This is a genomic window from Allobosea sp. TBD101 (genome assembly GCF_059817965.1).
Genome location: NZ_CM187543.1, coordinates 787,572 through 803,166, shown reverse-complemented (window position 1 = coordinate 803,166; position 15,595 = coordinate 787,572). Strand labels below are relative to the sequence as shown.

The 15,595-nt window shown below is 66.1% G+C and carries 15 protein-coding genes; 9 read left to right on the top strand and 6 right to left on the bottom strand.

The annotated features are described in order from the left end of the window. Nucleotides 1–6: 6 nt before the first annotated feature. From AC6RIC_RS03855 to cyoA, 5 genes are read right to left on the bottom strand one after another with little or no spacing between them, the layout of a single operon-like run. Nucleotides 7–747 carry an SURF1 family protein gene (locus AC6RIC_RS03855; protein WP_499735166.1) on the bottom strand — a complete coding sequence of 247 codons (741 nt, stop codon included), beginning with the start codon at nt 745–747 and terminating at the stop codon, nt 7–9. Nucleotides 748–757: 10 nt separating this feature from the next. Continuing rightward, nucleotides 758–1,141 (bottom strand): cytochrome o ubiquinol oxidase subunit IV, encoded by a 384-nt coding sequence (gene cyoD, locus AC6RIC_RS03850; RefSeq protein ID WP_499735165.1) that lies wholly within the window; start codon nt 1,139–1,141, stop codon nt 758–760. Next, the gene (gene cyoC / locus AC6RIC_RS03845; RefSeq protein ID WP_499735164.1) at nt 1,138–1,770 is read right to left on the bottom strand and encodes a cytochrome o ubiquinol oxidase subunit III; all 633 of its coding nucleotides are present in this window, start codon (nt 1,768–1,770) and stop codon (nt 1,138–1,140) included. Before cyoC ends, cyoD begins: the two co-directional genes overlap by 4 nt. Before the next feature lie 9 nt (nt 1,771–1,779). Then, nucleotides 1,780–3,777 (bottom strand): cytochrome o ubiquinol oxidase subunit I, encoded by a 1,998-nt coding sequence (cyoB, locus tag AC6RIC_RS03840; RefSeq protein WP_499735163.1) that lies wholly within the window; start codon nt 3,775–3,777, stop codon nt 1,780–1,782. 12 nt (nt 3,778–3,789) lie between these two features. Continuing rightward, a complete protein-coding gene (gene cyoA, locus AC6RIC_RS03835) occupies nt 3,790–4,872 on the bottom strand; it encodes a ubiquinol oxidase subunit II (protein ID WP_499735162.1) in 1,083 nt (360 codons plus the stop codon). Between the two features lie 185 nt (nt 4,873–5,057). Between cyoA and AC6RIC_RS03830 the strand changes: the two genes are divergently transcribed. Further along, on the top strand, nt 5,058–6,383 hold the full coding sequence (locus AC6RIC_RS03830) for an MFS transporter (protein WP_499735161.1): 1,326 nt from the start codon (nt 5,058–5,060) through the stop codon (nt 6,381–6,383). Nucleotides 6,384–6,649: 266 nt separating this feature from the next. On the opposite strand, the gene AC6RIC_RS03825 is transcribed toward AC6RIC_RS03830, so the two are convergent. Further along, complete coding sequence (locus AC6RIC_RS03825) at nt 6,650–7,555, bottom strand: LysR substrate-binding domain-containing protein (protein WP_499735160.1); 906 nt, start codon at nt 7,553–7,555, stop codon at nt 6,650–6,652. A gap of 120 nt (nt 7,556–7,675) precedes the next feature. Here AC6RIC_RS03825 and AC6RIC_RS03820 point away from each other — a divergent pair, with 120 nt between their 5' ends. The 8 genes from AC6RIC_RS03820 (at nt 7,676) to AC6RIC_RS03785 (ending at nt 15,573) form a co-directional block, all read left to right on the top strand. Next, entirely contained in the window at nt 7,676–8,710 is a 1,035-nt protein-coding gene (locus AC6RIC_RS03820; RefSeq protein WP_499735159.1) for an ABC transporter substrate-binding protein, read from the top strand. A 162-nt stretch (nt 8,711–8,872) separates the two neighbouring features. Further along, nucleotides 8,873–9,916, top strand: coding sequence for an ABC transporter ATP-binding protein (locus tag AC6RIC_RS03815; RefSeq protein WP_499735158.1), 1,044 nt, complete (start codon nt 8,873–8,875; stop codon nt 9,914–9,916). Beyond that, on the top strand, nt 9,913–10,779 hold the full coding sequence (locus AC6RIC_RS03810) for an ABC transporter permease (RefSeq protein ID WP_336810417.1): 867 nt from the start codon (nt 9,913–9,915) through the stop codon (nt 10,777–10,779). Before AC6RIC_RS03815 ends, AC6RIC_RS03810 begins: the two co-directional genes overlap by 4 nt. Further along, nucleotides 10,776–11,576, top strand: coding sequence for an ABC transporter permease (locus tag AC6RIC_RS03805; RefSeq protein WP_499735157.1), 801 nt, complete (start codon nt 10,776–10,778; stop codon nt 11,574–11,576). The genes AC6RIC_RS03810 and AC6RIC_RS03805 overlap by 4 nt, the downstream gene beginning before the upstream one ends. A gap of 5 nt (nt 11,577–11,581) precedes the next feature. Then, on the top strand, nt 11,582–12,709 hold the full coding sequence (locus AC6RIC_RS03800; RefSeq protein WP_499735156.1) for an NAD(P)/FAD-dependent oxidoreductase: 1,128 nt from the start codon (nt 11,582–11,584) through the stop codon (nt 12,707–12,709). Continuing rightward, a complete protein-coding gene (locus tag AC6RIC_RS03795) occupies nt 12,690–12,998 on the top strand; it encodes a (2Fe-2S)-binding protein (RefSeq protein ID WP_499735155.1) in 309 nt (102 codons plus the stop codon). Before AC6RIC_RS03800 ends, AC6RIC_RS03795 begins: the two co-directional genes overlap by 20 nt. Further along, complete coding sequence (locus AC6RIC_RS03790) at nt 12,995–14,449, top strand: FAD/NAD(P)-dependent oxidoreductase (RefSeq protein ID WP_499735154.1); 1,455 nt, start codon at nt 12,995–12,997, stop codon at nt 14,447–14,449. The genes AC6RIC_RS03795 and AC6RIC_RS03790 overlap by 4 nt, the downstream gene beginning before the upstream one ends. Then, nucleotides 14,446–15,573, top strand: coding sequence for an NAD(P)/FAD-dependent oxidoreductase (locus AC6RIC_RS03785; RefSeq protein ID WP_499735153.1), 1,128 nt, complete (start codon nt 14,446–14,448; stop codon nt 15,571–15,573). Before AC6RIC_RS03790 ends, AC6RIC_RS03785 begins: the two co-directional genes overlap by 4 nt. Nucleotides 15,574–15,595 lie beyond the last annotated feature (22 nt).

Below are 15,595 nucleotides of genomic sequence, written 5' to 3'. Positions count from 1 at the left end.
GCCGCTTCAGGGCGCCTCCTCACCGCCCCGGCGGATCAGGAAGATCGCAGCCCCCGCGCTCATCAGCGCGAGGCAGAACCATGTCAACGCATAGATCAGATGCGTGTTGCGGAAGCTGACCTGGGTCATCCCGCCTTGCGGCAGCGGGCCGGGTTCGGCGGCCGCATCTACATCGACGAAATAGGACGCTACCTTGCCCAGCCCGCGCGCAGAGGCGATCGCGGCGACATCGCGGGAATACCAGCGCCCCGCAGCGGGATCGTTGCTGCGCAGGAAGCCACCGCCGGGCTCGCTCAGACGCAACAGGCCGACCACCCTCATGTCCCCGGTCCCCGCCGCTCGCCGCTCGCTCGCGTTGCGCCGGTCCTCCGGCACGAAGCCGCGATTGACGAGCACGGTGAAGCCGGCATCGCTGCGGAACGGGGCCACCACCCAAAAGCCCGGCCCGCGCTCGGTCACCGCCATGGTCAGCGTTTCCGGGGCATCGAGATAGCGGCCCTGCAGCACAACGCGGCGATATTCGTCGGTCGCCGCACCGATGCTGGTCCATGCATCCGGCCCGGGTGCCGCGACCGGAGCAGCATGAATCCGAGCCTCGACCCGGGCGATCAGATCGAGTTTCCAGCTGCGACGTTCGAGCTGCCAGATACCGAGTCCGGCGAAGACCAGCGTGAACAGGCCGAGCGCGGCGGCAAAGGCAAACCGGGCAAAGCCACCGCGTTTGCGCCCTCCTGCGTCGACCGGCATCGCCCCGGCCTCACATCCTGTGAATGTCGGGCATCATGTTGCTGTTGAGGTGGAACATCACCCAGAGCGAACCGGCGAGCACGATCGCCACGATGACGATGGTGAAGATCAGCCCCATCATGTTCCAGCCGCCCTCCGAGTGGCCGTTCATGTGCAGGAAATAGACCATGTGGACGACGATCTGCACGGCCGCGAAGGCCATGATCACGATCGCCGTCAGCGTCGCATTCCCCAGCACATCGTTCATCACGAGCCAGAACGGGATCGCCGTCAGGACGACCGAGAGCAGGAAGCCGGTGACATAGCCGCGCAGGCTGCCATGCGGGGCATGGTCGTCGCCATGGGCACCATGCGGTTCGGCGTGCGGGTCGACGTGGCCTGGGGAACCGCTCATTTCAGCACGCCCATCAGATAGACGAAGGTGAAGACGCCGATCCAGATGACGTCGAGGAAGTGCCAGAACATCGAGAGGCACAACAGGCGTCGGCGGTTGGCCTCGATCAGCCCGCGCTTCGAGACCTGCACCATCAGCACGACGAGCCAGATCAGGCCGAAGGTGACGTGCAGACCATGCGTACCCACAAGCGTGAAGAAGGAGGACAGGAAGGCGCTGCGCATCGGCGTCGCGCCCTCACGAATGAGATGCGCGAACTCGTAGAGCTCGATCCCGAGGAAGGCGAGGGCGAAGAGCCCGGTGATGAGAAGCCAGCGCTGCATCAGCGCCTGCTTGCCCTTATCCATGGCCAGCATGGCAAAGCCATAGGTGATCGAGGAGAACAGCAGCATCGCCGTGTTGACCGCGACCAGCCTGAGGTCGAACAGGTCGGCGCCCGACGGCCCGGCCGCGTAATTGCGCCCGAGCACGCCATAGGTCGCGAAGAGGACTGCGAAGATCAGACAGTCGCTCATCAGATAGAGCCAGAAACCGAGCATGGTCGAGCCGCCGGAATGGGCGTGCTCGTCCCCGGTGACGTAGAAAGCCGGAACACTCGCGGCCCGTGCCTGTGCTTTCGCCTTGGCCATCATCGCCCCTCAGGCCCGTCCGAGCTGTCGGCTGCGTGCTTCCTCTGCCCGCACGACATCGTCGGCGGAGATGTGGAAGTCGCGGTCGTAGTTGAAGCTGTGGATGATCACGGTCGCGATCACGGCGACGAAGCTCAACGCCGCCAGCCACCAGATGTACCAGATCAGCGCGAAGCCGCAGATCGTCGCGAGCCCGGCGATGATCACGCCTGCGCCCGTGTTCCTGGGCATATGGATCGGCCGGAAGCCGCCGAGCGGGCGCCTGAAGCCGCGCTTCTTCATGTCGGCCCAGGCATCGAGGTCATGCACGATCGGCGTGAACGCGAAATTGTAGGCCGGCGGCGGCGAGGAGGTCGACCATTCCAGCGTGCGCCCGTCCCACGGGTCACCGGTCGTATCACGCAATGGCTCGCGCCTGATGATGCTGACGGCGATCTGGATGATGAAGCAGAGGATGCCGAGCGCGATCAGCACGGCGCCCACCGCGGCGATCACGAACCAGATCTGCAGCGACGGGTCCTCGAAGCGGCTGAGGCGCCGCGTCACGCCCATCAGCCCGAGAATGTAGAGCGGCATGAAGGCGACGTAGAAGCCGATCACCCAGAACCAGAAGGACAGCAGCCCCCAGAACTTGTCGAGCTTGAAGCCGAAGGCCTTGGGGAACCAGTAGGCGATGCCGGCGAAGACGCCGAAGACCACGCCGCCGATGATGACGTTGTGGAAATGGGCGATCAGGAACAGGCTGTTATGCAGGATGAAATCAGCCGGAGGCACCGCCAGCATCACACCGGTCATGCCGCCGATCACGAAGGTGATCATGAAGGCGAGCAGCCACAGCATCGGCAATTCGAAGCGGATGCGGCCGCGATACATCGTAAACAGCCAATTGAATATCTTCGCGCCCGTCGGGATCGAGATGATCATCGTCGTGATGCCGAAGAAGGAGTTCACGCTGGCGCCTGAGCCCATCGTGAAGAAATGGTGCAGCCAGACGAGGTAGGACAGGATGGTGATGACCACCGTCGCGTAGACCATCGAGGCATAGCCGAAGAGGCGCTTGCCGCAGAAGGTCGAGGCCACCTCCGAATAGACGCCGAAGAGCGGCAGGATCAGGATGTAGACCTCCGGGTGACCCCAGATCCAGATCAGGTTCACGTACATCATCGGGTTGCCGCCGAGATCGTTCGTGAAGAAATTCGTGCCGACATAGCGGTCGAGCGTGAGCAGCGCGAGCGTCGCCGCCAGGATCGGAAAGGTCGCGACGATCAGCACGTTGGTGCAGAGCGACGTCCAGGTGAAGACCGGCATCTTCATCATGTCCATGCCGGGCGCGCGCATCTTCACGATGGTCGCGATCAGGTTCACGCCGGACAAGGTCGTGCCCACGCCTGCGATCTGCAGGGCCCACAGATAGTAGTCCATGCCCACCCCGGGCGAGTAGGCAGCCCCCGAGAGCGGCGGATAGGCGAGCCAGCCGACCTTGGCGAATTCGCCGATGAACAGCGAGGCCATCACCAGAACGGCGCCGCCGACCGTCATCCAGAACGAGAAATTGTTGAGGAAGGGGAAGGCGACATCGCGCGCGCCGATCTGCAGCGGCACGACATAGTTCATCAGCCCGGTGACGAAGGGCATCGCCACGAAGAAGATCATGATGACGCCATGGGCCGTGAAGATCTGGTCGTAATGGTGCGGCGGCAGGTAGCCTTCGTTGCCGGCAAACGCGATCGCCTGCTGCCCGCGCATCATCAGCGCGTCGGCGAAGCCGCGCAGCAGCATGATCACGCCGAGGATCATGTACATGATCCCGATCTTCTTGTGGTCCACGCTGGTGAACCACTCATGCCAGAGATAGCCCCAGAGCCTGTAGCGGGTGACCAGTGCGACGAGTGCAAGCCCGCCGAGCACGACCGCGGCGAAGGTCCCGATCAGGATCGGCTCGTGATAGGGGATCGCCTCGAGGGTGAAGCGCCCGAAGATCGGCTTCCACCAGTCGGGATAGGTCATCGCTCACTCGCCTCAGTTGGCGGCGCGAGCGGTGACGCCCGCGGTGCCGTAGACGTCGGTCGGCGTGCAGATCGCCGTCACGAAGGGGCGTGGCGGCATCGGCTGCCCGCCGCGGCGCACGCTCTTGTCGTATTCGAGCTGCGCGACGATATGGATGCCCTCCTTGCCGCCGCCGCCCTTGGCGTCCAGCGCCATCATGTCGCGCGTGCACATCTTGGCCCGGTCGACGCACATGTTGAGGATGGCGCTGAAGAGATCGGACGGGATGTCGCGGAAATAGCGGACCGCCTCGCGCTCGCTCGGCCGCTCCAGCACGAGATATTCCTCGCGCCCGAGCGTGCTGCCGTTGCGGATCGCACCCTGCACCCAGTCGCCGAAGGCCTTGTCTTCGACGCCGCGGAAGCGGAAGCGCATGTCGGAGAAGCCGGCGCCGCTATAGTTGGCCGAGAAGCCCTCGAATTCGCCGGCATGGTTGATCACGGCGTTGAGCTTGGTCTGCATGCCCGGCATCGCATAGATCTGGCCGGCGAGCGCGGGAATGAAGAGCGAGTTCATCACCGAGGAGGAGGTGATGCGGAACTCGATCGGCTGGTCGACCGGCGCGACGACCTCGTTGAGCGAGGCGATGCCCTGCGCCGGGTAGAGGAACAGCCATTTCCAGTCGAGCGCGACGACCTGGATGACGAGAGGCTCCTTGCGGACGCCGTTGCCGCCCGCCTTCGCCTCGACCGCCGGCTTGCCGGCGCTGATGCGGTCGAGCGGGCGATAGGGGTCGAGCAGATGCGTGCCCATCCAGGTCATGGCGCCCAGGATGACGATGATCAGGAGCGGCACCGACCAGATCACCACCTCCAGCGGCAGCGAATGGTTCCAGTCCGGGTCGTAGCTGGCCTTGGCCGAGGCGCGATAGCGCCAGGCGAAGAAGATCGTCAGCGCCATCACCGGCACGATCACCAGCAGCATCAGCCCGGTCGAGGCGAGCAGGAGGTTTCGTTGTTGCAACGCAACATCACCGGACGGGCCCAGGAGGACCATCTGGCAGCCGCCGAGCAGCGCCAACAACGGCAGAATCGATAGAATTCGAAAGATTCTCAAGAGACTCGAGACCTCCCTGATCCGGGAACAGCCGTTCTCTATTCCTATTCTTTCGCACCGCACATAAGACAATCTGTCCCATTGCGATGGTTTGACGGGTAGCTTCTATCCACCGTATCCATTTGTATGAGGTGCGGGCAAGCCCGGTCCTGCCGGCTCCGCCTCCTAACGAGGAATTCGCGGTCATGAGCACTGACGCGGCGAGCCATTCATCGAGACATCCGACGGACGAGCATGGCCGCGACCACGTGTCGCCGGCCGATATCGCGCTCGGCGTCATCATCGGCCGGACCTCGGAATATTTCGATTTCTTCGTCTTCGGCCTCGGCTGCGTGCTGGTCTTCCCCGAGCTGGTCTTCCCCTTCGTCGACCGCCTGACGGGCACGATCTACGCCTTCGGCATCTTCGCGCTGGCCTTCGTCACCCGCCCGATCGGCTCGGTGCTGTTCTTTGCGATCGACAGCCAATATGGCCGCGCGACCAAGCTCACCGCCGCCCTCTTCCTGCTCGGCGGCTCGACGGCGGGCGTCGCCTTCCTGCCGGGCTATGCGACGCTCGGCATCTGGTCGATCGGCATCCTCGCGGGATTCCGCCTGCTGCAAGGCATCGCGCTCGGCGGCGCCTGGGATGGCTTGTCATCGCTGCTGGCGCTCAATGCCCCGCCGAACCGCCGCGGCTGGTATGCGATGCTGCCACAGCTCGGCGCGCCCTTCGGCTTCGTCCTCGCCGCCGGTCTCTTCGCCTATTTCGAGGGCGCGCTCTCGAAGCAGGATTTCCTGAGCTGGGGCTGGCGCTATCCGTTCTTCGTCGCACTGACGATCAATGTCGTCGCGCTCTTCGCACGGCTGCGCATGGTCGCGACCCATGAATTCGCCGAATTGATGGAAACGCGCGAGCTGGCGCCGGTCCCGGTCGTCGAGCTCATCCGCGTCCATGGCCGGACCCTCGTCCTCGGCGCCTTCGTGCCGCTGGCGAGCTTCGCGCTCTTCCACCTCGTCACCATCTTCCCGGTGAGCTGGATCAACCTCTTCACCGATCGCTCGGTCTCCGAGTTCCTGCTGGTGCAGGGGGCCGGCGCCGTGGTCGGCGCCGGCGCGATCGTTACCTCCGGCCTGATCGCCGACCAGATCGGCCGCCGCAACACCCTGCTGCTCTCGGGTGGGATGATCGCGCTGTTCAGCCTGTCCAGCATCGTCGCGCCGCTGCTCTTCGGCGACAGCCTGGCCGGGCAGACGATCTACGTCATCATCGGCTTCGGCCTGCTCGGCCTCGCCTATGGCCAGGCTGCCGGCGCAGTAGCGTCCAGCTTCAAGCCGCAATACCGCTACACCGGCGCCGCCCTGACATCCGACTTCGCCTGGCTGATCGGCGCCGGCTTCGCCCCACTGGTGGCGCTGACGCTATCAAGCAGCTTCGGCCTCGCCTGGGTCGGCCTTTACCTGCTGTCCGGTGCGCTCTGCACGCTGGCGGCGCTGTGGATCGATCGACGGCTGGAAGCACGCTACGAATAGGGCGCTTCCCTTCCCGCTTGCGTACGGAATGCCTCCCGGTCCCTGTCAATGGCCGATGCCCGTCACAGGATCGAACTCTGGAGAAAGGAGTGCAACGACGGCAGGCCATGCACCGCGCTCGGCCGCCTGACCCCGAACACCCCTGCAAACCAGGCTTTCAATGCCCGAACGCTTGCATAGCGCCTGGACCACAAAACGGGGCAGGACCAGGCCAACCGTCCAACAACAATCACCTTGGACCTCGTGGCGGAGGCGGATGACGCCTTTCAACCGGGCCCCTCGCCAGAGAAGTTTCCGACCGCAGCCCGGACCCGCTCAACGAAATCCAACGCGACAGCGGACCGAAAACGGCCGGCACCCCAGATGATCGCGATGTCGAACACCGCCTGCGGCTTGAGCGGGCGTATCTCGATACCCCTGCCGCGATACTCCGCCGCCGTGAATGGATCGACGACCGCGACTCCGGCACCCGCGGCGACCAGCCCGCAGGCGATCATCGACAAGGGCGTCTCGACGCGCGTCAGGCGCGTCACGCCATGGGCCGAGAACAGCGCGTCGATGCGGTAGCGCAGCTGCGTCGACTGTTCGAGCGAGATGAACGGCTCCCCGGCGAAATCCTCCGGCACCAGCTCGGCCTTGACGGCCAGCCTGTGCCCCGTTGGAAGCACCGCGACCTGCGCGATCGGCGGCAGCATCTCGATATCGATCCCTGGGAAATCGAGCGGCATCTGGGCGAAACCGAGTTCGCAGAAACCCGACGTCACCCAATCCACGACCTGCGAGGAGATGCTGCCGTAGAGCGCGATCTCCAGATCCGGCTTCTGCTTAAGATAGCTGCCGACGACTCGCGGCAGAAAGCCGACATTGAAGGCCGGCAGCGCCGCGACGCGCAGCGAGCCGGCGCGCCCCTCGCGCAGGTTGCGGGCCGCGTTCTCGATGCGCTCCAGCCCGACGAACTGGCGCTCGACCTCGCGATAGAGCGACAGCGCCTCATTGGTGGGCACGAGCCGCGCGCCACGCTTCACGAACAGCGGCAGGCCGAGCGCATATTGCAGATCCTGGATGAGGCGCGTCACCGCCGGCTGCGTGACGTTGAGCGCCTGCGCGGCGGCGGTGATGCCGCCGGTCACGATCACGGTCCGGAAAGCCTCGATCTGGCGCGGATTCAGCATGCTCATCCCTCCCGAGACAAACATAACATTTCGGCATGGATTGCGCGAAACATTCGATTTGACCAGTTCCAGATCAGCACCGAACCTAACGGCATCACTCGAAAACGAGGAGGGGATCCCGTGAAACTCGCCATCACATTCGCTCTGGTTGCCGGAACCGCGCTCGCCGGCTCCGCCGCTTTAGCCCAGCAGAAGACGCTTTATGTCGCCGGCTATGGCGGCTCCTACGAACAGACCATGCGCAAGGAGGTCATCCCGACCTTCGAGAAGCAGGCCAACGTCAAGATCGAATACGTCGCCGGCAACTCGACCGACACGCTCGCCAAACTGCAGGCGCAGAAGGGCAACCAGCAGATCGACGTCGCGATCGTCGATGACGGCCCGGCCTATCAGGCGGTGGCGCTCGGCTTCTGCGGCCCGCTGACCGACGGCGCGGTCTACAAGGACGTCGCGCCGGTGATGAAGTTCAAGTCGAACAAGGGCGTGGGGCTCGGCCTCGTCGGCACCGGCCTGTTCTACAACAAGAAGGTCTTCGACGAGAACAAATGGCCGGCCCCGACCTCGTGGACCGACCTGAAATCGAAGACCTACGGCAAGAAGATCGTCAGCCCGCCGATCAACAACACCTATGGCCTGCATGCGCTGATCGCCTTCGCGCAGATCGGTGGCGGCGGCGAGGGCAATATCGAGCCGGGCTTCGAGGCCTTCAAGAAGGACATCAACCCGAACATCGTCGCCTATGAGCCCTCGCCGGCGAAGATGACCGAACTCTTCCAGAACGGGCAAGCGGTGCTCGGCGTCTGGGGCTCGGGCCGCGTCAAGGCCTTCGCCGATACCGGCTTCCCGGTCGAGTTCGTCTATCCGAAGGAAGGCGGCTTTGCGCTCGGCGTGGCCGCCTGCCCGGTCGAGGGTTCGAAGAACGCGGCCGAGGCCAATGCCTTCATCCAGTTCATGCTCTCGCCCGCGATCCAGAAGGTGATGGCGACCGGCGCCGGCTTCGGCCCCGCCAACATGACGGTGACGCTGACGCCCGACGAGCAGAAGGGCCTGCCCTATGGCGAGGACGTGAAGAAGCTCAAGGCGGTCGACTGGGACATCGTCAACGCCAAGCGCGAGGAATGGACGAGGCGCTGGAACCGCGAGGTCGAGCGGTAACAGAGTCCGCCCTCGAACCTCACCGTCATCCCGGACGTAGCGAAGCGAAGATCCGGGATCCATGCCTGACCCTTCTTCGGAAGCGCTCCGGAATGGATCCCGCGTCTAGCCCGGGATGACGGCGGTGTTTCGGCTACCTCCTTCACGAAGCGCGCAGGATCCATGTCCCATCTCGTTCTCGAAGGCCTCGGCAAGTCCTACGGTACGGCGGTCGCCGTCGAGGGGCTCGACCTTTCGGTCGCGCGCGGCGAGTTCATCTCGCTGCTTGGCCCCTCCGGCTGCGGCAAGACCACGACGCTGCAGATGATCGCCGGCTTCGTCCCGGTCGATCGCGGCCGCATCCTGCTCGACGGCGGCGATCTCGGCGGCGTCGCCCCCAACAAGCGCGGCCTCGGCATCGTCTTCCAGAGCTATGCGCTCTTTCCCCATATGACGGTGGCGCAGAACATCGCCTTCGGGCTGGAAATGCGCGGCGTCGAGAAGGCGGAGCGCGAGAAGCGCACGCTGGAGGCGATGGCGCTGGTCGGGCTGAAGGGCTTCGAGGACCGCTATCCCCGCCGGATGTCGGGCGGGCAGCAGCAGCGCGTCGCACTGGCTCGTGCGCTGGTCATCCGGCCGTCTCTGCTCCTGCTCGACGAACCCCTCTCCAATCTCGACGCCAAGTTGCGCGAGGAGATGCAAGGCGAACTGCGCCAGATCCAGCGCTCGATCGGCACGACCACGATCCTCGTCACCCATGACCAGCATGAGGCGATGGCGCTCTCGGATCGGATCGTCGTGATGAATCGCGGCCGTGTCGAGCAGATCGGCGCGCCCGATGCGGTCTATGGCGCGCCCGCTACCGCCTTCGTCGCGAATTTCCTTGGCAAGACCAATGTCCTCAATGCGACCGGCAACGGAAGCGGCCATGTGACAATCGAAGCCCTCTCCGTGCCGCTCGCTGGCGCCGCATCGAGCCCACTACGCATCGCGGTCCGTCCCGAGCGCCTCGGCTTCGCCGCGGAGGGCGCGCCCGGCTTCACCGCCCGCATCACCTCGCGCGTCTTCCAGGGCGCGCATTGGCTGCTGACCGCCGAGAGTGCCGCCGGCCCGGTCACCCTGATCCGGCACAATGACGGCACACCCGTCCCCGGCGAAGGCGAGAGCGTGAAGCTGAGCTTCGGCCCCGGCGACGCCGCGCTGCTTGCGGAAGGGTCAGGTACATGAGCCCGGACGCCTCAGCCCGTGCGACGCCCTATTGGCTGACGGGACCTGCGCTCGCCGTCTTCCTCGGCCTCGTCATCATCCCGCTCGGCATGACCGTGCTGCTCGCCTTCTACGACTGGGGCCAGTACAAGGGCATCGTCGCCGAGTTCACCCTGAAGAATTTCCGCGAGATCTTCAGCGACAGCTATTTCCTCGAAGTCTTCCTGCGTACCTTGCGCATCTCCGTGCTGGTGACGCTCTTCGCCATCCTGATCGGCGTGCCCGAGGCCTATATCCTCAACCGCATGTCGCCCGCCTGGCGCGGCCTCTGCCTGCTCGCGATCCTCGGGCCGCTGCTGGTCTCGGTCGTGGCGCGCACGCTCGGCTGGGCGCTGCTGCTTGGCTCGAACGGCCTCGTCAATCGCGGGCTGATGGCGCTCGGCCTGATTGGCCAGCCGCTCGAATTCATGTTCACCGAGACCGGCGTGGTGATCGCGCTCGTCCATGTGCTGATCCCCTTCATGATCCTCGCGGTCTGGGCCTCGCTGCAGCGGCTCGACCCGCAGATCGAGAACGCCGCGCTCTCGCTCGGCGCCTCGCGCCTCACCATCTGGCGCCGCGTGATCCTGCCGCAGATCGTGCCGGGCATCCTCTCGGGCTCGATCATCGTGTTCGCGCTGGCGGCGAGCGCGTTCGCCTCGCCGGCGATCATCGGCGGCAGGCGGCTCAAGGTCGCGGCGACGCTGGCCTATGACGAGTTCCTGAACACGCTGAACTGGCCGCTCGGCGCCGCCGTCGCCGTGTTGCTGCTCGCCGCGCTGGTCATCCTCACCGTCGGCGCCAACCGGCTGGTCGAGCGGCGCTATTCACAGGTGTTCGAATGAGCCGCAACGGTCCCTTCGCCATCCTGTTCCACACGCTTTTCGTCGTCTTCATGCTGGCGCCGCTGGTGGTCGTTTGCCTCGTCGCCTTCACGCCGGAGGGCTATCTCTCGCTGCCCGGCCGGGTCTGGAGTCTGCGCTGGTTCAAGGCGATCCTCGACTATCCCGAGTTCCTGCGCGCCTTCCGGGATTCGCTCTGGCTGGCGGCGCTCTCCTCGACCGTCGCGATCGGGCTCGCAGTCCCCGCCGCGCTCGCCATCGCGCGCTATCGTTTTCCCGGCCGCGAAGCGATGACGGCGCTGTTCATGTCGCCATTGATGGTCCCCCATGTCGTCTTGGGCATCGCCTTCCTGCGCTTCTTCACGCAGATCGGCTTGTCCGGGACCTTTCTCGGGCTGGTGCTGAGCCATATCATCGTGATCATTCCCTTTGCGCTCAGGCTCGTGCTCGCCGCCTCCTACGGCATCGACCGGCGCATCGAGCACGCCGCGATCTCGCTCGGCGCGAGCCCCGCCGTCGTCTTCCGGCGGGTGACGCTGCCGTTGATCCTGCCCGGCGTCGTCTCGGGTTGGCTGCTCGCCGCGATCAATTCCTTCGACGAGGTGACGATGACCGTCTTCATCGCCTCGCCCGCCACCACCACGCTCCCCGTCCGGATGTTCCTCTACATCCAGGACAATATCGACCCGCTCATCGCAGCCGTCTCCGCCTGCCTGATCGCCCTGACCGCCATCCTGCTGATGGCGCTGGACAGGCTGTTCGGGCTCGACCGGCTGTTCGTCGGAACCGGAAAAGGCTGACGCCAGTGTCCACCACCATCAGAGAACCGGATGTCGCCGTGATCGGCGGCGGCGTGGTCGGCGGCGCCATCGCGCTCGGCCTTGCCCGCAACGGCGCCAAGGTCGCGATCCTCGACGAAGGCGATACCGCCTTCCGTGCCTCGCGCGGCAATTTCGCGCTGGTCTGGGTGCAGTCCAAGGGTTTTGGCATGCCCGATTACGCACTCTGGTCGCGCCGCTCCGCCGATAGCTGGCACGAATTGGCCGCTTCGCTCGCCGGCGAGACCGGCATCGACGTCGCCCATAGCCAGCCGGGCGGCTTCATGCTCTGCCTCTCGGAGGAGGAGCTGGATAAGCGCGTCGACGCGATGCGCCGCCTCCATAACAGCCGGCCGCTGACCGATTTCCCCTATGAGGTGCTCGACCATGACGAGACGAAGCGGCGCCTGCCCGCCATCGGCAAGGATGTGGTCGGATCGCTCTATTCCCCGCTCGACGGCCATGTGAATTCGCTGAAGCTGTTCCGGGCTCTGCGCGAGGCGACGGTCCGGCACGGCGTCGACTACCGCCCGAACAGCCCGGTCGAGAACATCGTGCCGAAGGATAGCGGCTTCGCCATCACCGGCCCCTGGGGCGAGATGCGGGCCGGCAAGGTCGTGCTCTGCGCTGGCCTCGGCAATGCGCGGCTGGCACCCATGGTCGGGCTCGACGCTCCGGTGAAGCCGAGCAAGGGCCAGATCATCGTCACCGAGAAGACCGAACCCTTCCTGCACAATCCGATGGTGACGGTGCGCCAGACCGACGAGGGCGGCGTGATGATCGGCGACAGCCAGGAGGATCGCGGCTTCGACACCGTGGTCGGCCAGCCGATCCTCTCGACCATGGCGGAGCGGGCGGTGAAGATGTTCCCGCGCCTTGCCGGCCTCAACGTGGTCCGCACCTGGTCGGCCTTGCGCGTGATGAGCCCCGACGGCTTCCCGATCTACGACCAGTCCGAAACCCATCCCGGCGCCTTCGTCGTCACCTGCCATTCTGGCGTGACGCTCGCCGCCAATCACGCCCTGACGCTCGCTCCCGCGATCCTCGCCGGCACCTTGCCCGAGAGCGTCGCAAGCTTCACCGCACGGAGGTTCCATGTTCCGGCCTATAGCTGACCTTGCCGCGAGCGGGGAGCTGAGCTTCACCTTCGACGGCCGACCGATGACGGCGCGTGTAGGCGACACGGTCGCCGCCGCCCTGCTCGTCAACGGTATTACTGCCTGCCGGGAGACACCGGTCTCCGACACGCCGCGCGCGCCCTATTGCCTGATGGGCGTCTGCTTCGACTGCCTCGTCGTTATCGACGGCATCGGCAACCGGCAGGGCTGCCTCATCCCGCTCGCGGAGGGCATGCGCATCGAGACCCAGCATGGCCGCCGCCATCTCACGGAGGCCTCGGAATGACTCCGATCGCCAGCATCGAACAGCTCGCCGAGAGCTATGACCTCCTCGTTGTCGGCGCAGGCCCGGCCGGCCTCTCCGCCGCCGCCCGCGCCGCCGAGCTCGGCCTCTCCGTCCTGCTCGCCGACGAGAACCCGGCGCCGGGCGGCCAGATCTACCGCGCGGTGACCACGACGCCGGTGAAGAACCGCGCCATCCTAGGCGATGACTACTGGCGTGGCACCGGCATCGTCGCCCGTTTCGAGCGCTCGCAGGCGGCCTATGTCCCGCGTTGCACCGTCTGGTCGATCGGCCCGGACGAGACCGCGCCCGGCACTTTCGAACTCGGCCTCTCGCTCGACGGCAAGGCCCGCATCATCGGCGCGCGGCAGGTCATCCTCGCAACCGGCGCGCAGGAACGCCCCTTCCCGATTCCGGGCTGGACCTTGCCCGGCGTGATGACGGCCGGCGCCGCCCAGATCGCGCTCAAATCTGCCGGCGCGATTCCCTCCGGCCGCACCGTCATCGCCGGCTGCGGCCCGCTGCTCTACCTGCTGGCCGGCCAGCTCGCCGCAGCCGGTTGCCAGATCGCCGCCGTGCTCGACACGACGCCGAACGGCAACTGGTCAAAAGCCCTCGCCGCCATCCCCGACTTCCTGCGCTCACCCTATCTCGCCAAGGGCCTGAAGCTGATGCTGTCGACCAGGCGCAAGCTCCGCTTCGTCTCCGGCGTGGCCAGTCTCACGGCAACCGGCGATGGAAAACTGGCGACGGTGCAGTTCGAGCAAAGCGGCCGCACCGGCACCATCGCCTGCGACACGTTGCTACTGCATCAGGGCGTGATACCCAGCGTCAACTTCTCCAATGCCGCCGGCTGCGCCCATGATTTCGACACCGAGCAGCACGCCTGGGTGCCGCGCGTCGATGCCTGGTTCGCCTCGACCGTTCCCGGCATCGCCATCGCGGGCGACGGCGCCGGCATCGGCGGCGCGGAAAGCGCGGCCCTGCGCGGCGAGATCGCGGCCTTCGGCGCAGCATTGCGGCTGGGCAAGCTCACCGAGGCCGAACGCGACCGGCAAGCTGCCCCGATCCGCGCCGAACTGGACAAGAAGCTGCGCGGCCGGCGTTTCCTCGACCTGCTTTACAAGCCGGCGCCGCAATTCCTGGCCCCGCCCAGGGACGAGACCATCGTCTGCCGCTGCGAGGAGGTCACCGCCGGTCAGGTCCGCGATGCCGCCAAGCGCCTCGGCGTCACCGGCCCCAACCAGATGAAGGCCTTCCTGCGCTGTGGCATGGGGCCCTGCCAGGGCCGCCTCTGCGGCCCGACGGTGGTCGAGCTGATCGCCGAGACACGCGGCACGACCCCGGCCGAAACCGGCTATTACCGCCTGCGCCCACCAATCAAGCCGGTAACGCTGGCCGAGTTGGCGGCCCTGCCGCAGACCGAGGCCTCGGTGAAGGCGGTCGTCCGGTGAGTGAGGGCAGGCGCAGCGCCGATGTGATCGTCATCGGCGGCGGCATCCATGGCTGCTCGACCGCCCTGCATTGCGCCATGCGCGGGCTCTCGGTCATCCTGATCGAGAAGGACCATGCCGGGCGCCACGCTTCCGGCGTCAATGCCGGCGGCGTGCGCCAGCTCGCCCGCCATGTCGCGGAAATCCCGCTCTCCAACACCTCGATGGCGCTCTGGCACAACATCGCCGATCTCGTCGACGACGATTGCGGCTTCACCAGCGACGGGCAGGTACTGGTCGCCGAGGACGAGGCCGATCTGGAGGGCTGTCGCGCCCGCGTCGCCGACCTGACGCTGCGCGGCTTCCACCATGAGGAGATGATCGACGCGAAGGAGCTGCGCTCGATCGTCCCGGCTGTATCCGAGACCTGCCCCGGCGGCGTGATCTCGCGCCGCGACGGCGCCGCCATTCCCTTGCGCGCAACGCAGGCCTTCAAGCGCAAGGCCGAAAGCCTCGGCGCCATCATCCGCGAAGGCGTCCGCGTCACCAAGGTCGAGCAGGACGGGCCGAACTGGCGCGTCGTCACCGACGCCGGTGACTTCCTCGCCCCCCGCATCGTCAACGCCGCCGGTGCCTGGGCCGACCGGATCGCCAGCGATCTCGGCGAGCCCGTGCTGTTTGATGTGATTGCGCCGATGCTGATGATCACCGCGCCGCTGCCGGCCTTCATCAAGCCGGTCGTGATCCTGCGTGGGCGAAAACTCTCCTTCAAGCAGTTCGACAACGGCACGGTGCTGATCGGCGGCGGCCATCTCGGGACACCCTTGCGCGACGAGAACGTCACCCTGCTCGACTGGAAGAAGCTCGCGATCAGCGCCGGCACGGTCTGGGACCTTTTCCCGATCATGCGGGGCGCGCCGGTCGTGCGCGCCTGGGCGGGCATCGAGGCTCGCATGCCGGACGACCTGCCGGTCTTCGGCAGGAGCGCCAAGCATGACGGCGTCTACCACCAGTTCGGCTTCTCGGCCCATGGCTTCCAGCTCGGTCCCGGAGCTGGGGCCGTGATGGCGGAGATCATCGCGACCGGCCGCTCGAACGTGCCGATCGACGGCCTCGGCATCGCCCGTTTCACCACCACCCACTGAGTTTCAACGCAGGAGAAGACCC